This is a genomic window from Paenibacillus sp. BSR1-1 (assembly GCF_030403775.1).
In the GTDB taxonomy this organism is placed as follows: domain Bacteria; phylum Bacillota; class Bacilli; order Bacillales; family Cytobacillaceae; genus Neobacillus.
In genome coordinates this window covers 42,709-60,105 of sequence record NZ_JAQMWQ010000017.1, presented here as the reverse complement: position 1 = coordinate 60,105, position 17,397 = coordinate 42,709, and the positions used below count along the sequence as shown (strand labels likewise).

Genomic DNA, 17,397 nt, shown 5'->3' with positions numbered 1-17,397 from the left:
TAGGAGGAAAAGGTAATGAGTAAAATTATCGGTATTGACCTTGGTACAACAAACTCATGTGTTTCTGTACTCGAAGGCGGAGAACCAAAAGTTATCCCTAACCCAGAAGGAAACCGCACAACTCCTTCTGTTGTGGCCTTTAAAAATGGCGAACGTCAGGTAGGGGAAGTGGCAAAACGCCAAGCTATTACAAATCCAAATACGATTATATCTATTAAACGCCATATGGGCACTGATTACAAAGTGGAGGTTGAAGGGAAAAACTATACTCCACAAGAACTTTCTGCGGCAATCCTTCAATATTTAAAGTCTTATGCAGAAGACTATCTTGGCGAACCAGTTACAAAAGCGGTTATTACTGTTCCTGCTTATTTCAATGATGCGGAGCGTCAAGCAACAAAGGATGCTGGCAGAATTGCTGGTCTTGAAGTAGAACGGATTATCAACGAGCCAACAGCTGCTGCACTTGCATACGGTTTAGATAAAACTGACCAAGACCAAACAATTTTAGTTTATGACCTTGGCGGCGGTACCTTTGACGTTTCTATCCTTGAACTTGGTGACGGTGTTTTTGAAGTAAAAGCAACTGCTGGGGATAATCGTCTTGGCGGAGATGATTTTGACCAAGTTATTATCGATTACTTAGTGGAGCAATTCAAGAAAGAAAATGGTATTGACCTTTCTCAAGATAAAATGGCGTTGCAGCGCTTAAAGGATGCAGCTGAAAAAGCGAAAAAAGACCTTTCTGGTGTAACTTCAACGCAAATTTCATTGCCGTTTATCACGGCTGGATCTGCTGGCCCGCTTCACCTTGAAGTCAGCTTGTCCCGTGCTAAATTTGAAGAAATATCAGCAAATCTAGTGGAACGCACCATGGGCCCTACACGTCAAGCTTTAAGTGATGCAGGTTTAACTCCTTCACAGATTGATAAAGTAATCCTTGTAGGTGGTTCAACACGTATTCCTGCTGTTCAAGAGGCAATTAAAAAAGCTACCGGTCAAGAACCACACCGCGGTGTAAACCCTGACGAAGTGGTTGCGATGGGTGCTGCGATTCAAGGCGGCGTTATCACTGGTGATGTGAAGGATGTTGTTTTACTAGACGTAACTCCATTATCACTTGGTATTGAAACCATGGGTGGCGTCTTCACAAAACTAATTGATCGTAATACAACTATACCTACATCAAAGTCGCAAGTATTCTCTACCGCTGCAGACAATCAAACTGCTGTTGATATCCATGTTCTTCAAGGGGAACGTCCTATGGCTGCAAATAATAAAACATTAGGACGCTTCCAGTTGTCAGATATTCCACCAGCACCACGTGGAATTCCGCAAATTGAAGTTACTTTTGATATTGATAAAAACGGTATTGTAAACGTTCGTGCGAAAGACCTTGGCACAAATAAAGAACAACAAATTACTATAAAATCATCAACTGGTCTATCTGATGAAGAAATTCAAAAGATGGTCAGAGAAGCAGAAGAAAATGCAGAAGCTGACAAACAACGTAAAGAAGAAGTGGAGCTTCGCAATGAAGCTGACCAACTTGTCTTCACAACTGAAAAGACGTTAAAAGATCTTGAAGGCAAAGTGGACGCTTCTGAAGTTGCGAAAGCTAACGAAGCAAAGGATGCTTTAAAACAAGCCATTGAGAAGAATGATCTTAATGAAATCCGTACTACAAAGGATGCTCTTCAAGAGATCGTTCAAGCTTTGACAGTTAAGCTATATGAGCAGGCAGCACAAGCGCAGCAAGCAGCGCAAGGCGGTCAAGAGAGCGGCAGCACTGCTGGCAAGAGCGACAATGTCGTTGATGCAGAATTTGAAGAAGTTAAAGATGATAAGTAATAGGCTGTGAAAATAAAGATAAAAGCCAAAGACAGTTCAGCTGCTTTGGCTTTTTTATTGCAATAGCACTATTAACGATGTTAGAATAATCTTTATGTGAAAGATTCGGGAGTGGTAATCATGAGTAAACGGGATTACTATGAGGTGCTAGGTGTAGCTAAGGGCGCTTCAAAGGATGAAATAAAAAAGGCATATCGTAAACTATCAAAAAAGTATCATCCAGATATTAATAAAGAGCCAGATGCAGCCGATAAATTTAAAGAAATTGCTGAAGCATATGAAGTCTTAAGCGACGATCAGAAAAAGGCTCATTATGACCAGTTTGGCCATACCGATCCAAATCAAGGTTTTGGCGGCTTTGGCGGCGGCAGTGATTTCGGCGGCGGCTTTGGCGGTTTTGAAGACATCTTTAACACCTTTTTTGGCGGTGGCGGCGGCACAAGAAGACGTGATCCGAACGCTCCAAGACAAGGAGCAGACCTGCAATATACAATGACGATTTCCTTCGAAGAAGCAGCGTTTGGAAAAGAGACCGATATTGAAATTCCTCGTGAAGAAACATGTGGTACCTGCAGTGGTTCTGGAGCCAAGCCTGGAACTAAAGCCGAAACGTGTAAGCATTGTCAGGGGTCAGGGCAATTAAATGTTGAACAAAATACTCCATTTGGCAGAATTGTGAATCGTCGCACATGCCATCACTGTAATGGATCTGGTAAAGAAATTAAACATAAATGTTCAACCTGCGGCGGAACAGGAAAAGTAAAGAAACGGAAGAAAATCCATGTGAAAATCCCAGCGGGAATTGACGACGGACAGCAATTAAGAATGTCTGGGCAAGGAGAAGCGGGTATCAATGGAGGACCAGCCGGAGACCTTTATGTTGTCTTCCATGTCCGTCAGCATGAGTTTTTTGAAAGAGATGGCGATGATATTTACTGCGAGATGCCGATCACATTTGTGCAAGCTACTCTTGGTGATGAAATTGAAGTCCCAACCCTGCATGGTAAAGTGAAGCTGAAGGTACCAGCTGGAACACAAACGGGAACGAGATTCCGCCTGAAAGGAAAAGGGGTTCCGAATGTCCGTGGATACGGTGTTGGGGATCAGCATATTCAGGTACGTATTATTACCCCAACCAAGCTCAACGATAAACAAAAGCAGGTCTTGCGTGAGTTTGCGGAAGCCAGTGGTTCGGCGCCAATAGGTGAACATGAAGAAAGCTTTTTCTCAAAAGTAAAACGTGCCTTTAAAGGCGAGTAAGGATTGGAGTTGGTAGAATGAAGTGGTCAGAAATTAGTATCCACACAACAAATGAAGCGATCGAACCTATTTCACATATATTGCATGAAGCTGGGGCGAGCGGTGTAGTGATTGAAGATCCATTCGAATTGACAAAGGAAAGGGTAGATCAATTCGGGGAAATCTACCAACTCAATCCTGATGACTATCCGGAAGAAGGCGTAATAGTAAAAGCATATCTTCCGGTTAACAGCTTTCTAGGTGAAACGGTCGAGGCCATTAAAGAATCGATTAATAATTTAATTATTTATGATATCGATTTAGGTTTAAACCAAGTCACCATTAGCGAAGTAAATGAAGAGGAATGGGCAACAGCCTGGAAAAAATATTATAATCCAGTTAAAATTTCTGAGAAATTTACAATTGTCCCTACATGGGAGATTTATAAACCTGTCAGCAGCGACGAATTAATCATCGAATTGGATCCTGGCATGGCATTTGGGACTGGAACCCACCCGACAACGGTTATGTGTATTCAAGCACTTGAACGGACAGTCCTTCCAGGAGATCGGGTTATTGATGTTGGAACAGGCTCAGGTGTTTTAAGCATTGCTGCGGCGCAGCTTGGTGCTGAGGATGTTCGTGCTTATGATCTTGATGAAGTAGCTGTGACACAGGCCAAATTAAATATTAAATTAAATAAGGTCAGTGATACGGTTACCATTTCGCAAAACAATCTGCTGGATGGCGTTGAGGAAAATTCAGCAGATGTCATTGTTGCGAATATTTTAGCAGAAGTGATTCTTCGCTTTACAGACGATGTTGCCCGGGTAGTTAAGCCTGGCGGGTCCTTTATTGCATCGGGAATCATTCAGCAAAAGAAAGAGTTAGTTAAAGAAGCAATTGTAAGTGCAGGCTTTGAAATCATAGAAACTATTTTGATGGAAGATTGGGTTGCCATTATTGCAAAAAGGAAATAACTATTTGAGAAAAGGGGGATTAACCCCTTTTTCTGCTTTCAAAATGAACTTACTTTTAGTAAAATAAGGCGTAAAATGTTTTTAGAGAGGGTGCATCGTGTGCAACGCTACTTTGTTAAAGACCGAGCAAATGAAGAACGTTTTGTTATTGATGCTGATGACCGCCATCATATTATTAAGGTTATGCGCATGGATATTGGTGAACAAATCATTTGTGTCGACCCGGATGGAAAATCCGCTGTCTGTAAAATTGCAGAAATTACCGATGAAAGAGTCGTTGCAGACGTTGTACAATGGAAAATGGAGATTTCAGAGCTTCCGATTTCAATTACAATTGCCAGCGGGCTTCCTAAAGGGGACAAGCTTGAGTGGATTATTCAAAAAGGAACAGAATTAGGCGCACATCAGTTCCTCCCCTACTCTGCCGCTCGGTCAATTGTGAAATGGGATGAGAAAAAAGCAGCTAAAAAAATAGAGAGATGGCAAAAAATTGCTAAAGAAGCTGCAGAACAATCGCATCGCAATCTTGTACCACAAGTTTTGAATCCGATGAATTTCAAAGCTTTGCTTGAAAAAAGTAAGGAATTTAATTATAAATTAGCTGCATTTGAAGATGAAAGCAGAAGTGGTGAAACGTCTACTTTTTCTGCAACACTTCAGAAAATGCAAAGCGGGGAATCCCTCCTGATTGTGTTTGGTCCTGAAGGAGGATTATCAGAGGAAGAGGTCAAAGCCTTTAAAGGCAACGGTTTTAACTTGTGTGGATTAGGGCCGCGAATATTGCGAACGGAAACCGCGCCGTTATATGCGCTCGCGGCGATTTCCTACCATTTTGAATTAATGAGGTGAACAAACAATGCCAACAGTTGCATTTCATACACTTGGATGTAAAGTAAATCACTATGAAACTGAAGCAATCTGGCAATTATTTAAGCAAGAAGGTTATGATCGAGTTGAGTTTGAATCCATCTCGGACGTTTACATTATTAATACATGTACAGTAACCAATACTGGAGATAAAAAAAGCCGTCAGGTAATAAGACGAGCTGTGCGAAAAAATCCTGATGCTGTTATTTGTGTAACAGGCTGTTATGCACAAACATCTCCAGCCGAAATAATGGCCATCCCTGGTGTAGATATTGTTGTAGGTACACAAGATCGTGTAAAAATGCTTGATTATATTGAGCAGTACAAGGTTGAACGCCAGCCGATTAATGGTGTCGGTAATATTATGAAGAATCGTGTTTATGAAGAACTTGATGTTCCTTCGTTTACAGATAGAACACGTGCATCATTAAAGATTCAAGAAGGCTGCAATAATTTCTGTACCTTTTGTATTATTCCATGGGCCCGCGGTTTAATGAGATCACGTGACCCAAAAGAAGTCATTCGTCAAGCACAACAGCTAGTAGATGCCGGCTACAAAGAAATCGTTTTAACCGGAATTCATACAGGCGGTTATGGTGAAGACATGAAGGATTATAATCTCGCAGCTTTACTCCGTGATTTAGAAGCAGAAGTAAAGGGCATAGAGCGACTGCGAATTTCATCAATTGAGGCAAGCCAGATTACTGATGAAGTGATTGAGGTAATCAAACACTCCAATATTATCGTCCGCCATTTGCATATTCCGTTGCAATCAGGTTCTAATACGGTTTTAAAAAGAATGCGCCGTAAATATACAATGGAGTTCTTTGGTGAAAGATTAGACCGCTTAAAAGAGGTACTCCCTGGCCTTGCTGTTACATCTGACGTTATTGTCGGCTTTCCTGGAGAAACTGAGGAAGAGTTCATGGAGACTTATAATTTTATTAATGAACATAAATTTTCTGAACTACACGTATTCCCGTACTCAAAACGCACGGGTACTCCGGCTGCCCGGATGGATGACCAAGTAGATGAAGAGGTAAAAAATGAGCGCGTACATCGCTTAATTTCCCTTTCCGATCAATTGGCTAAAGAATACGCATCCATGTTTGAAGGCGAAGTATTAGAAGTGATTCCGGAAGAGGCATTTAACGAAGCAGGCAAATCAGGATTATTTGTAGGCTATACAGATAACTATCTGAAGATCGTTTTCCCTGCAACAGAAGATATGGTCGGAAAAATCGTTAAAGTAAAAATAACTAAAGCAGGCTACCCTTACAATGAAGGGCAGTTTGTCCGTGTGGTTGAAGACACGAAATTAGTAAAAGAAGAAATATTTACAAATGAAGAAGCAGCAATCTAAGGACCAATATAGGTCCTTTTTTCTTTTGGTTCAGGGCATACTATTTTCAGCAGCAAATTTCTTTCTTATCTAAATTGGAGGGAGCTTGTAAAATGGCTAATAATGTTGCTGCAATGATTGACCATACTTTACTAAAGCCTGAGGCGACAAGAAATCAAATCGAAACGCTCTGCCAAGAGGCTAGAGAAAACGAATTCTTTTCTGTTTGTGTTAACCCAACATGGGTCAGCACAGCAAAGGAATTATTAGAAGGAAGCGCTGTGAAGGTATGTACTGTTATTGGCTTTCCTCTTGGGGCTTCCACTCCGGAAACAAAAGCGTTTGAAACCAAAAATGCGATTGATCACGGCGCAGATGAAGTGGATATGGTCATTAATATTGGTGCTTTAAAGGATCAGAATGATGAACTTGTAGAAAGTGACATTCGTGCAGTAGTGGATGCAGCGAAAGGCAAAGCACTTACGAAGGTAATTATAGAAACAAGTCTTTTATCAAAAGAAGAAAAAATTCGTGCCTGCGAGCTATCAGTAAAAGCGGGTGCTGATTATGTGAAAACATCCACTGGATTTTCAACTGGAGGAGCAACCTTTGAGGATATTGCCTTAATGAGAAAGACAGTTGGGCCAGATATTGGTGTGAAAGCTTCTGGTGGTGTTCGTAGTACTGAGGATGCCCAGATGATGATTGAAGCTGGTGCCACAAGAATTGGGGCCAGTTCAAGTGTAGCGATTATTAATGGACTTAAAGTGACTGCAGATTATTAAAGAAGGACGGCCGAGCATGGCCGTCTTATTTATTTGGTTTCCTATCGTGTAAAAATAAAATCATTTCACCAAATTTAGTTGCAAAAGGAAGGATGAGCATGGAGGATACTACATTAAAGATCACACTAATATGTGCTAATTGAACATCTTTTCGATTAGCTAGTATTAGGGCATGATCCGTTAAAGTCGGAATCAACGGAATAAATAACAAGACACCAATTACATTTAGCCAGACATGAGCGAAAGCAGCCAATCTTGATTCCTTTCCTCCCCCGATAGAGGCGATGACGGCCGTAATACAAGTCCCAATATTTGCACCAAGCACAATGGCTATTCCCGCGTCCAGCTGGAGAGATCCTGCCGTTAAAAAACCCATCGCGATTCCGGTCATTGCCGTACTAGACTGAATAATGGCCGTAATAATAGTCCCTGTTAATAAGCTTAAGAAAATATTGTCGTTAATGGACAAAATAAATTTATTAATAAAATCCATCGAGGTTAAAGGATGGGCCAATAATTCAAACCCCTTCATCGCTGTAAAAACAGAGGCAATTCCAAATGTCAACATTCCAATACTCCGCGCTTTTTTGTTTTTAAACAAAATCAGGACGGCGCCGCAAATAGCCAAAGGAACAAGGATGGCATCCAAATTAAAGGTAATTAATTCTGTTTTAAAGGTAGTCCCAATATTGGTACCAAGAATGATCCCAATTGACTGTGGGAATGTCATAATCTTTGCTGAAATTAATCCAATGGTGATCACCATTACAGCTGAGCTGCTTTGCAGCAGGGCCGTTACAAAGGTTCCCGTCAGCATTCCCTTTAACGGAGAACTTGTTAGTTTAATCAGCCATGTTTTCAATTTATTTGCTGATAAATTAAATAAGCCAAACCTTATAATTGTCATTCCAAAAATAAATAATAGAATACAAAGGACAAATAATAATATGTATAGCATGTCTAAGGCCCCCCTCCCTTCATTGTATGGCCGCTGTTGAAGGGACATGCCACCTTGCTTGAAAAATTAAGACAGGCTATGATAATTTTGTTTTAAACATGCATAAAAAATAAAAAGCATTTTTTACACTGCGAATTTCAGTTGACCTTGTATCAAGGTTATATTATAATTGCAAGGTACATGGATTGAATGTAAGTGTGTTGTGTTTCGGAGGGAGGGAAAGAGAATGTCTAAAACCGTCGTTCGTAAAAACGAATCGCTTGAAGATGCTCTTCGTCGCTTCAAACGTACAGTATCAAAAACTGGTACTTTGCAAGAGGCAAGAAAGCGCGAATTCTACGAAAAGCCAAGTGTAAAACGTAAGAAAAAGTCTGAAGCAGCAAGAAAACGTAAGTTTTAAGAGAGGGTGTAATCATGAGTCTTCTCGAGCGTTTAAATAATGACATGAAACAAGCGATGAAAAACAAGGAAAAAGACAAACTCTCTGTTATTCGGATGGTTAAATCTTCATTGCAAAATGAAGCCATTAAGCTTGGAGTAAAAGAACTATCCGAAGATGTGGAGTTAACGGTCCTTTCTCGCGAAGTAAAACAACGCAAAGACTCCCTCCATGAATTTGATAAGGCTGGTCGTGAAGACCTAGTTGAAAAATTGCGTGCAGAACTAGCAGTTGTCGAGCTGTATTTACCGAAACAGCTCTCTGAAGAAGAGCTGTCAGAAATTGTTGCACAAACGATTTCTGAGGTCGGCGCAAAATCAAAAGCGGATATGGGAAAAGTGATGGCTGCGATTATGCCTAAAGTAAAGGGCAAGGCAGATGGATCACTTGTAAATAAATTTGTACAACAACACCTTTCATAAGTATTCTGACATGAAGACCACAAGCTCAAGAGCTTGTGGTCTTTTAATTTTGCTGAGTTAAAAGAAATAGTTGGATTTTAAACACTTTTGATTGGAGCGGAAGGTGCGAAGACTCCTGCGGGAGTACGGGGCAGGGGAGACCCCGCAGGCGCTAAAGCGCCGAGGAGGCTTCCCGGCACGCCCGCGGAAAGCGAAGCACCTGGAGCGCAAATCAACACCTATGATTAACGCAGTATATTTTATAAAAAGTGAAACTTTCATTTCATACATACGTATTGATTAATAACGGCTATATAGAAAGAAAGGGGGCCCAAGTATGATTGAGTTTCTTACTGACCCGATTGTGATAACTGTTCTTTTAACAATAGCGGGCGTTGGAATTGTTTTAGAGCTATTTTCAGCGAAGTTTGGTGTGGCAGGCTTCATAGGTGTATTAGCGCTGCTAATATTCTTTTATGGGCATTTCCAAGCGGGATATGCAGGATTCGGTACATTGATCTTATTTGCCGGAGGAATACTTCTAATCTTTTTGGAGTTTTTCCTGCCGGGAGCTATTTCAGGGACTTTGGGTGTCGCAGCCTTAATCTTAAGTCTCTTTTTAGCAGGGGAAAATGTCTTACAGATGGGAGTATCCATCTTAATCGCCATTTTCATTTCAATTCTTGTTTTCTTTTTAATGATCAAGGTCTTTGGCAAAAAACTCGTCCTTTTTAATCGGATGGTATTGTCAGAGTCAGCTAGAAAAGAGGATGGATATGTTTCGAATATTAATCGTACCGATTTAATTGGTAAGGAGGGCATTGCTCTGACGATATTACGGCCTGCTGGAACAGTCATTATTCAGAATGAACGAATTGATGTCGTGAGTGAGGGCGGGTTTATTGAGCAAAATGCTGCCGTAAAAGTGATTAAAGTCGAAGGGGCCCGGATTGTCGTAAGGGAAATCGAATAATTAGGAGGTTTGGGAAATGGTCACAAATGGAACAATCTTTATTATTGCCCTTGTAATTGTGGTTTTAATTTTTTTAGGAATTTTATTATCATTTGTCCCAGTAATGCTTTGGATATCAGCCCTTGCAGCAGGTGTCCGGATTAGCATTTTTACATTGGTCGGGATGCGCTTAAGAAGGGTAACCCCAAGTAAAGTGGTCAATCCGCTTATTAAAGCTCATAAAGCAGGTCTAAATGTTACGACCAATCAGCTTGAAAGCCATTATCTGGCCGGCGGGAACGTGGACCGAGTGGTGAATGCTCTTATAGCAGCACACCGGGCAAATATTGAATTAAGCTTCGAACGCTGTGCCGCGATTGACCTCGCTGGACGTGATGTTTTAGAAGCGGTGCAAATGAGTGTCAATCCAAAGGTAATTGAAACGCCATTTATTGCTGGTGTGGCGATGAATGGGATTGAAGTAAAAGCAAAAGCAAGAATTACCGTCAGAGCTAATATCGACCGACTCGTTGGTGGTGCAGGTGAAGAAACAGTTGTTGCCCGTGTAGGTGAAGGGGTTGTCTCAACAATTGGTTCATCGGACAGCCATAGCAAGGTTTTAGAAAACCCGGATTTGATTTCTCAAACGGTTCTTTCCAAAGGTCTGGATGCTGGAACGGCCTTTGAAATCCTTTCAATAGATATCGCAGATGTAGATATCGGCAAGAATATTGGTGCAGAATTACAAACAGAACAAGCAGAAGCCGATAAGAAAATAGCACAGGCAAAAGCAGAGGAACGCCGGGCAATGGCTGTGGCTCAAGAGCAAGAAATGAAGGCAAAAGTTCAGGAAATGAGAGCGAAAGTAGTGGAAGCCGAAGCAGAGGTCCCTCTCGCGATGGCAGAAGCGCTTAAATCTGGAAATATTGGTGTGATGGATTATATGAACATTAAGAATATTTCGGCTGATACCGATATGAGGGGCTCTATTGGAAAAATTACAGGTGAGAAGAAAGATGACCGCTAAAAAAAGGAGGCGGTAGTATGGAAACTTTAGTTTTTTTAATCATAATTGGGATTCTCTCCTCGATATTTGGCAAGAAAAAGGGGAAAAAGCTGCCAATAAAAAACAAATCATTTTCCATGAATACTTTAGATGAGCTTAGAAACCTATTCCAGAATGAAACGGATCGAAGAATACATCCGGTTCAAGAGAAGAAGAATTCTCATCAGTCAAAAAAACAGGATGTAGAAAAAAAGTATCAGCAAATTAAAGAGGAATCGGTTGTCATCCAAAAAGGATTTACGAATCCAGCTAATCTAGGACAATTAAAGAAAGAAAAACCTAAAGACCCTTTATATGCTGCGTTAGATAATGATGGTGAACCAGAATTTGAGACCCCTAATCCAAACTCAATCATAAACGGCATAATCTGGTCAGAAATCCTTGGAGAACCGCGGTCGAAGAAACCATATTTCCCAAGGAAAAGGCAGGCTGGAACCGAATAAAACAATCCATCTTATTGGAGAAAAATGTGCTAGAACCCTATTTCATTTCATACATATGAGATGAAAGGGGGTTCTTTTTTTATGGCGAAAAAATGGGGCCAGAAAGTCCGAAATTGGATGGCTAAAAAAATGGATCTTCCTCAAGATGTCATGATGGATTTACCCCGTATCACCATGATTGGGCAGATTCATATTTATATAGAGAATCATCGCGGCTTGCTGGCATACACAGATAAAGAACTCCGTCTGCTTTTAAAGCAAGGGCAATTATTGATAAAAGGAAAATCCTTCGTTATTAAAACATTTTTACCTGAAGAGGTGTTACTCGAAGGGAAAATCGATCAGGTCATATATATAACTGATAATCCGGGAGGAGCAAAATGAAGAACCAGTGGATAGAATTTATATTTGGCAGAGTAACTGTAAAAGTCTCAGGAAAGGGGGTTGAACGTTTTTTAAATATTTTAGCCAGAAACGGTTTGCATATTTGGAATATTAAGAGGCATGGTACAGAGACCATTACCTTTAAAATGAGACTAGAGGATGCTAAGAACATCAGGCACTATGCGAGACATAGTGAGTGTAACATATCCTTTTTGCAAAGAAGCGGCGTCCCTTTTCTTTTTAAAAGATTATTAAAAAACAGCGGATTTTTAATTGGGGCAGGAATTTTTCTGTTCATCCTTTTGCTTTTATCCAATGTCATATGGGGAATTGAGATAAAAGGAGCAAAACCTGCTACTGAATACCAGATTCGGAAAGAATTGGACAAGATGGGTGTAAAGATTGGCAAGCTCCAGTTTTTTGTTGATAATGTGGAAGGAATTCAAAGACGGTTAACCAATAATGTTGGCGACCTTACATGGGTTGGTGTGGAATTAAAAGGGACAACCTACCACCTTCAAGTGGTGGAAAAAAACGAGCCGAAAAAGCAGAAACAATTATTACCACAGAACCTAATCGCGAAAAAGAAGGCTATCATTGTAAAAATGGATATTGAATATGGCCAAAAGGTTGTGGATAGGAATGATCATGTGGAGGCAGGACAACTATTAGTATCCGGAATAATCGGTGAAGATGGCCTAAAACCGGAATTAGTTTCTGCTCAAGGTGAGGTTTGGGGAGAAACCTGGTATAAAAGCCATGTAGAACTCCCTTTTAAAACGAATTTTAATGTTTTTAATGGGAAAGAAAAACAAAAGTATTATCTGTCATTTGGGAAGTTAGAAGTCCCCATTTGGGGCTTTGGAGAACATGGCTTTAAAAAGTTCGAAACGGAAAAGACTGTTCATAAAATTCATTTCTTAAAATGGGAGCTTCCTGTTTCCTATATTCATAAAACAATTCGGGAACGAGAAGAATTCACACGAACCTATACGAATGAAGAGGCTGAGCAAAATGCACTGGAGCTGGCTAAAAAACAAATAAAAAGCCAATTAGATGAAGATGCTATCATTAAAGATGAAAAAATTTTACACAAAGCAATTAAAAATGGTAAGGTTATACTAGATATCCATTTTAAGATAATAGAAAACATTGCAGTCGGGGCACCGATTTCCAAGGAGACTCATGAATGACAGAAAAATTAACAACGATCAATGTACAGCTTGAAAATCCTGCAGAGGCAATTACGCTGCTAGGAAATTCTGATCAAAATTTAAAAATCATTGAGCAGGAGCTTGGCGTTTCGATCATTACCAGAGGTGAATCCGTAAGTTTGTCAGGTGATGAGGACAAGGTATCCTTGGCCGGGCAAATTTTAGATCGCTTAATGTTTGTCATCCGAAAGGGAATTAACATTAGCCAGCGGGATGTTATCTATGCCATCGAAATGGCAAATAAGGGAACGCTCGATTATTTTGTAAATTTGTATGATGAAGAAATTGCTAAAAACGTAAAAGGGAAAACAATAAGAATTAAAACATTGGGGCAGCTGCAGTATGTAACGGCTATTAAGAAAAATGACTTAGTGTTTGGTATTGGCCCAGCAGGAACAGGGAAAACATACCTTGCCGTTGTGATGGCAGTCAATGCCCTAAAGAATGGGCAAGTAAATAAAATTATCTTAACAAGGCCGGCTGTTGAAGCAGGGGAAAGCCTTGGATTCCTTCCCGGAGATTTAAAAGAGAAGGTCGACCCTTATTTAAGACCTCTTTATGATGCTTTACATGACGTATTAGGTGCAGAACATACACAAAGATTAATTGAACGCGGAACCATTGAAATTGCTCCATTAGCCTATATGAGAGGGCGTACATTGGATGATGCCTTTGTTATTTTAGACGAGGCTCAGAATACCACTCACGCACAAATGAAAATGTTTTTAACCAGATTGGGCTTTGGATCTAAAATGGTTATTACCGGCGATCAAACACAAATTGATCTGCCCAAAGGAGCAAAATCCGGCTTAATTATGGCCGAAGAGATTCTCCTAAATGTAAAGGGACTATCCTTTGTCTTTTTAGAACAGAGTGACGTTGTCCGTCATCCTCTGGTTGCAAAAATCATCGATGCTTATGAAAAAAAGGCAAAACAAAACTAATTCACTCGTAAAGGGATGCACCGGTAAAGGTTTATCCCTTTTTGATTTTTATTAGGCTATTTTCGCAAAATTTGTTGTTTTTCGTATAAGTTCATCAACCCGTTTAACCAGATTCCTTCGTGGCATCTTTTCGTAAGGTCATTTGTGAAAATTGCCTAGAAACTTTGTAAATGACCCTTAATAAGTTCTAAAAGAAAAAAAGTTTACGAAAAGAGCCTCTTATAAAAAGATGAAACTTGACAGAAAAACTGTTATCATTTTACATAACGTGTACTTTTAACTAAATTCAGTTGAAAACTCATTGAAACAGAATTTTCATTGGCCGTGGTTGGAGGGATTTGGTTGGATAAACTGCAGCAATACTTCATACGGATACGGAAGCTGCTCGATATAACCTTTTTTCGAGTTCTCTTTTTTCTGGTTTTAGGGGCTGTGTTATATGCCGCCCTGTTTAGTAATGTAAAGCCTGAAAAAGTGGATTTAAGCTTGTTTTCTGTTGCTGAAAAAACTATTCGTTCCCCAGGAACCGTTGAGGACAAGAAATCTACTGAAAACAAACGAAAAGATGCTCTTGATCAAGTTCAGGATGTATATGCCTTAAAAAAGGAATATACGCAAAACCGAGTGGATTTAATCACTTCTATCTTCGAATCCGCAATTGAAGTAGATGATGAAGTTAAAGATGAAATGAAGAAACAAGAAGCGGCAGCCACTGACGAGCAGCCTGCTATTTCTGAACCTAGTGCCGAAGAAAAAGTAACAAGATTAAAAGGGAAATTTCCTCCTAATGTGACTAAGGAGCTTTCTGATCAGGTTTTTTCTGCTTTAGTACAAGCTGGGCATGATGAGTTGTCCATTGCAAAGGATTTGACCGTGACAGCCATTAATAATGTGATGAATAAAAGAATTTCTGCTGATGACGTAGAAAATGCAAAGAAAAGAGTGGAAGAGGAACTAAAATTTTCGGCTTTGAACGGTAATTTACGGCTTGCTGCTATCGAACTGGGAAGATATGCGGTCATTCAAAATGAATTTTATGATCCTGTTGCGACAGAGGAGCTAAGACAGCAGGCAGCAGAAAGTGTAGAGCCTGTAAAAATTCTTCAGGGGCAAATTATTGTGGAAGAGGGCGAACTGATAAACCAGGATATTTATCGGCAATTAAAGCTCGTGGGGTTAATTAATAATGAAAAATCCTTTAAACCATACATTGGCCTAATGGTATTAATTGGGATTATTCTTTCTGGCATCTATTATTATTTTTATCAAATGAAAATTGCTCCGGATAAAAGGCAAACCTATTTGTTATTGTACGGCATGATTTTCACTCTTTCGATTTTTATTTTGAAAATTATTAGCATGCTCCAAGTATATAATTATTCTTGGATTGGCTATCTATTCCCTGCTGCGATGGGGGGAATGCTGATTAAAATATTAATTGATGAGAAGCTGGCAATCCTGATGGCGATTATTTTTGCTGTTTGTGGAAGTATTTTATTTAATGAGGGTGTGACTGGCTCACTTAACTTTTCGGTGGGAATTTATATTCTCTTTAGTGCATTAGCGGGAATCTTGTTTTTGACAAATCAAAATCAGCGCTCAAAAATTCTCCAGGCGGGTTCATTTGCAGCCATTATCAATTTATTGACTATTTTGGCTTTGATGTATATACCAAATGGCCAATTTACCGGACTGGAATATGGGTACTATTGTATTACGGCCCTAATTTCAGGAATTGGTTCAGCTGTACTGACAATTGGATTACTTCCGTTTTTTGAAACAAGTTTTGGAATTTTGTCGACTATGCGGTTAATTGAATTATCTAATCCCAATCATCCACTCCTTAGAAAGATTTTAATGGAGGCACCAGGAACATATCATCATAGTGTGATGGTCGCTAACTTAGCAGAATCTGCCTGTGAAGCAATAGGTGCAAATGGGTTATTAGCAAGGGTCGGAAGCTATTATCATGATATTGGTAAAACCAAAAGGCCAAACTTTTTTATAGAAAATCAAATGCATCATGACAATCCCCATGATCGTTTGCCGCCGGAAAAAAGTGCACAAATCATTATTGCCCATGTCATTGATGGTTCAAATATTTTGAGGAAATACCATATGCCAAAAGAACTTATTGATATCGCCGAGCAGCATCATGGTACAACGCTATTGAAATTTTTTTATCATAAGGCGAATCAAAATGGTGAAGAGATAAAGGAAGAGGAATTTCGTTATCCTGGTCCTAAAGCTCAGACAAAAGAATCTGCTGTGGTGGGCATCGCCGACAGTGTAGAAGCCGCTGTCCGCTCTTTATCACAACCTACACCGGAAATAATTGAGTCGTTAGTCAAAAAAATAGTTGCCGACCGCCTCCAAGATGGCCAGTTAAACGAATGTGATATCACAATGAAAGAGATTGAAATCGTTTCCCACACTTTATGTGAAACATTGAAGGGAATTTTCCATTCCAGGATCGAATATCCAGAAATGAATAAGAAGGTGAAGCAAGCATGACATTACTTATTGATAGTGTTGATGAAACGAATGAATTATCAGACGAGCAAATGCTTGAAATAGAAAGACTCATAAATTTTGCTGCTAATAAACAAAACATTGAAGAACATAGTGAAGTATCCGTCACTTTTGTTTCAAATGAGCGAATTCATGAAATTAACCGTGAATATCGGGATAAGGATGCTCCAACGGATGTTATTTCTTTCGCGATGGAGGAGATGGGAGAAGGTGAAGTCGCTTTGATTGGGGCTGATATGCCTCGTGTGTTAGGAGATATCATCATCTCCGTTCCAAAAGCAAAAGAGCAGGCAGAAGAATATGGACACGATTTTTTGCGCGAGCTTGGTTTTTTAGCTGTCCATGGATTCTTGCACTTATTGGGTTATGACCATATGACCGAGGAAGAAGAAAAAGAAATGTTCACGCTGCAAAAGGATATTTTAAATGAATATGGACTCATTAGATAAGAAAAAGATTATTCCGTTAATCAGGTCATTTACCTATGCTATTACTGGAATCTTGACTGCTCTTAAATCGGAGCGAAATATGCGAATTCATGCTATTAGCTCGGTAGTTGTTTTATTCTTTTCGTATTTCTTTTCTATTACGAAGATTGAGTGGTTGTTTGTTCTTATTTCAATAGGCGGAATGTTTGCGCTTGAGCTAATGAATACCGCAATAGAACGGGTAGTTGACTTGGCAACCTTAGAATATCACCCATTGGCAAAACAAGCGAAAGATTTGGCAGCAGGTGCAGTTTTTGTGTATGCTATACTTTCGGTCATAATTGGGATAGTGATCTTTTTACCGTATTTATTTAGTCTTTTCTAACTTTCGAAGTACGGATTTGAAAAGGGAAATTTATTTCGGTAAAATGACTAATCAACAAGAAATTTTTAAGACAAATACATTTATGAGAAAATTCTAACTTTTTAAAATTTTTTATTACTTTTTATTTACAACTAATGATTTTCTCTGATTTTTAATGTAAAATAAAGACACAGCAGGTTTCTGCTGG

The 17,397-nt window shown here is 39.6% G+C and carries 18 protein-coding genes; 17 read left to right on the top strand and 1 reads right to left on the bottom strand.

The window, feature by feature from the left end; translation table 11 throughout:
* The first annotated feature begins 15 nt into the window (after positions 1 to 15).
* The 6 genes from dnaK (at position 16) to deoC (ending at position 7,064) form a co-directional block, all read left to right on the top strand.
* On the top strand, positions 16 to 1,851 hold the full coding sequence (gene dnaK, locus PH210_RS20600) for a molecular chaperone DnaK (protein ID WP_289988056.1): 1,836 nt from the start codon (positions 16 to 18) through the stop codon (positions 1,849 to 1,851).
* A gap of 120 nt (positions 1,852 to 1,971) precedes the next feature.
* A complete protein-coding gene (gene dnaJ / locus PH210_RS20595; RefSeq protein ID WP_289988055.1) occupies positions 1,972 to 3,111 on the top strand; it encodes a molecular chaperone DnaJ in 1,140 nt (379 codons plus the stop codon).
* Between the two features lie 17 nt (positions 3,112 to 3,128).
* Positions 3,129 to 4,070, top strand: coding sequence for a 50S ribosomal protein L11 methyltransferase (gene prmA, locus PH210_RS20590; protein ID WP_289988054.1), 942 nt, complete (start codon positions 3,129 to 3,131; stop codon positions 4,068 to 4,070).
* 99 nt (positions 4,071 to 4,169) lie between these two features.
* Positions 4,170 to 4,919 (top strand): 16S rRNA (uracil(1498)-N(3))-methyltransferase, encoded by a 750-nt coding sequence (locus tag PH210_RS20585; RefSeq protein WP_289988053.1) that lies wholly within the window; start codon positions 4,170 to 4,172, stop codon positions 4,917 to 4,919.
* A gap of 7 nt (positions 4,920 to 4,926) precedes the next feature.
* Positions 4,927 to 6,300 (top strand): tRNA (N(6)-L-threonylcarbamoyladenosine(37)-C(2))-methylthiotransferase MtaB, encoded by a 1,374-nt coding sequence (gene mtaB / locus PH210_RS20580; protein ID WP_289988052.1) that lies wholly within the window; start codon positions 4,927 to 4,929, stop codon positions 6,298 to 6,300.
* 92 nt (positions 6,301 to 6,392) lie between these two features.
* The gene (gene deoC / locus PH210_RS20575) at positions 6,393 to 7,064 is read left to right on the top strand and encodes a deoxyribose-phosphate aldolase (RefSeq protein ID WP_289988051.1); all 672 of its coding nucleotides are present in this window, start codon (positions 6,393 to 6,395) and stop codon (positions 7,062 to 7,064) included.
* Positions 7,065 to 7,089: 25 nt separating this feature from the next.
* Here deoC and PH210_RS20570 read toward each other — a convergent pair whose 3' ends face one another.
* Positions 7,090 to 8,022, bottom strand: coding sequence for a Na/Pi symporter (locus tag PH210_RS20570; RefSeq protein ID WP_289988050.1), 933 nt, complete (start codon positions 8,020 to 8,022; stop codon positions 7,090 to 7,092).
* A gap of 226 nt (positions 8,023 to 8,248) precedes the next feature.
* On the opposite strand from PH210_RS20570, the gene rpsU reads away from it, so the two are divergent.
* The 11 genes from rpsU (at position 8,249) to PH210_RS20515 (ending at position 17,210) form a co-directional block, all read left to right on the top strand.
* The gene (gene rpsU / locus PH210_RS20565; protein ID WP_007087607.1) at positions 8,249 to 8,422 is read left to right on the top strand and encodes a 30S ribosomal protein S21; all 174 of its coding nucleotides are present in this window, start codon (positions 8,249 to 8,251) and stop codon (positions 8,420 to 8,422) included.
* A 14-nt stretch (positions 8,423 to 8,436) separates the two neighbouring features.
* Positions 8,437 to 8,883 carry a GatB/YqeY domain-containing protein gene (locus PH210_RS20560; RefSeq protein WP_289988049.1) on the top strand — a complete coding sequence of 149 codons (447 nt, stop codon included), beginning with the start codon at positions 8,437 to 8,439 and terminating at the stop codon, positions 8,881 to 8,883.
* 316 nt (positions 8,884 to 9,199) lie between these two features.
* Positions 9,200 to 9,835, top strand: a complete 636-nt coding sequence (locus PH210_RS20555; protein WP_289988048.1) for an NfeD family protein — start codon at positions 9,200 to 9,202, stop codon at positions 9,833 to 9,835.
* 16 nt (positions 9,836 to 9,851) lie between these two features.
* Positions 9,852 to 10,841, top strand: a complete 990-nt coding sequence (gene floA, locus PH210_RS20550; RefSeq protein WP_289988047.1) for a flotillin-like protein FloA — start codon at positions 9,852 to 9,854, stop codon at positions 10,839 to 10,841.
* Between the two features lie 17 nt (positions 10,842 to 10,858).
* On the top strand, positions 10,859 to 11,323 hold the full coding sequence (locus tag PH210_RS20545; RefSeq protein WP_289988046.1) for a YqfB family membrane protein: 465 nt from the start codon (positions 10,859 to 10,861) through the stop codon (positions 11,321 to 11,323).
* 81 nt (positions 11,324 to 11,404) lie between these two features.
* Positions 11,405 to 11,707, top strand: a complete 303-nt coding sequence (yqfC, locus tag PH210_RS20540) for a sporulation protein YqfC (RefSeq protein ID WP_223591321.1) — start codon at positions 11,405 to 11,407, stop codon at positions 11,705 to 11,707.
* Positions 11,704 to 12,900 carry a sporulation protein YqfD gene (gene yqfD, locus PH210_RS20535; protein WP_289988045.1) on the top strand — a complete coding sequence of 399 codons (1,197 nt, stop codon included), beginning with the start codon at positions 11,704 to 11,706 and terminating at the stop codon, positions 12,898 to 12,900. The genes yqfC and yqfD overlap by 4 nt, the downstream gene beginning before the upstream one ends.
* Positions 12,897 to 13,865: a PhoH family protein gene (locus PH210_RS20530; RefSeq protein ID WP_289988044.1), complete on the top strand. Its 969-nt coding sequence runs from the start codon at positions 12,897 to 12,899 to the stop codon at positions 13,863 to 13,865. Before yqfD ends, PH210_RS20530 begins: the two co-directional genes overlap by 4 nt.
* Before the next feature lie 342 nt (positions 13,866 to 14,207).
* Positions 14,208 to 16,379: an HD family phosphohydrolase gene (locus tag PH210_RS20525; protein WP_289988043.1), complete on the top strand. Its 2,172-nt coding sequence runs from the start codon at positions 14,208 to 14,210 to the stop codon at positions 16,377 to 16,379.
* Positions 16,376 to 16,846 carry an rRNA maturation RNase YbeY gene (gene ybeY, locus PH210_RS20520; RefSeq protein ID WP_223591325.1) on the top strand — a complete coding sequence of 157 codons (471 nt, stop codon included), beginning with the start codon at positions 16,376 to 16,378 and terminating at the stop codon, positions 16,844 to 16,846. The genes PH210_RS20525 and ybeY overlap by 4 nt, the downstream gene beginning before the upstream one ends.
* Positions 16,824 to 17,210 carry a diacylglycerol kinase family protein gene (locus tag PH210_RS20515; protein WP_289988042.1) on the top strand — a complete coding sequence of 129 codons (387 nt, stop codon included), beginning with the start codon at positions 16,824 to 16,826 and terminating at the stop codon, positions 17,208 to 17,210. The genes ybeY and PH210_RS20515 overlap by 23 nt, the downstream gene beginning before the upstream one ends.
* Positions 17,211 to 17,397: the final 187 nt, after the last annotated feature.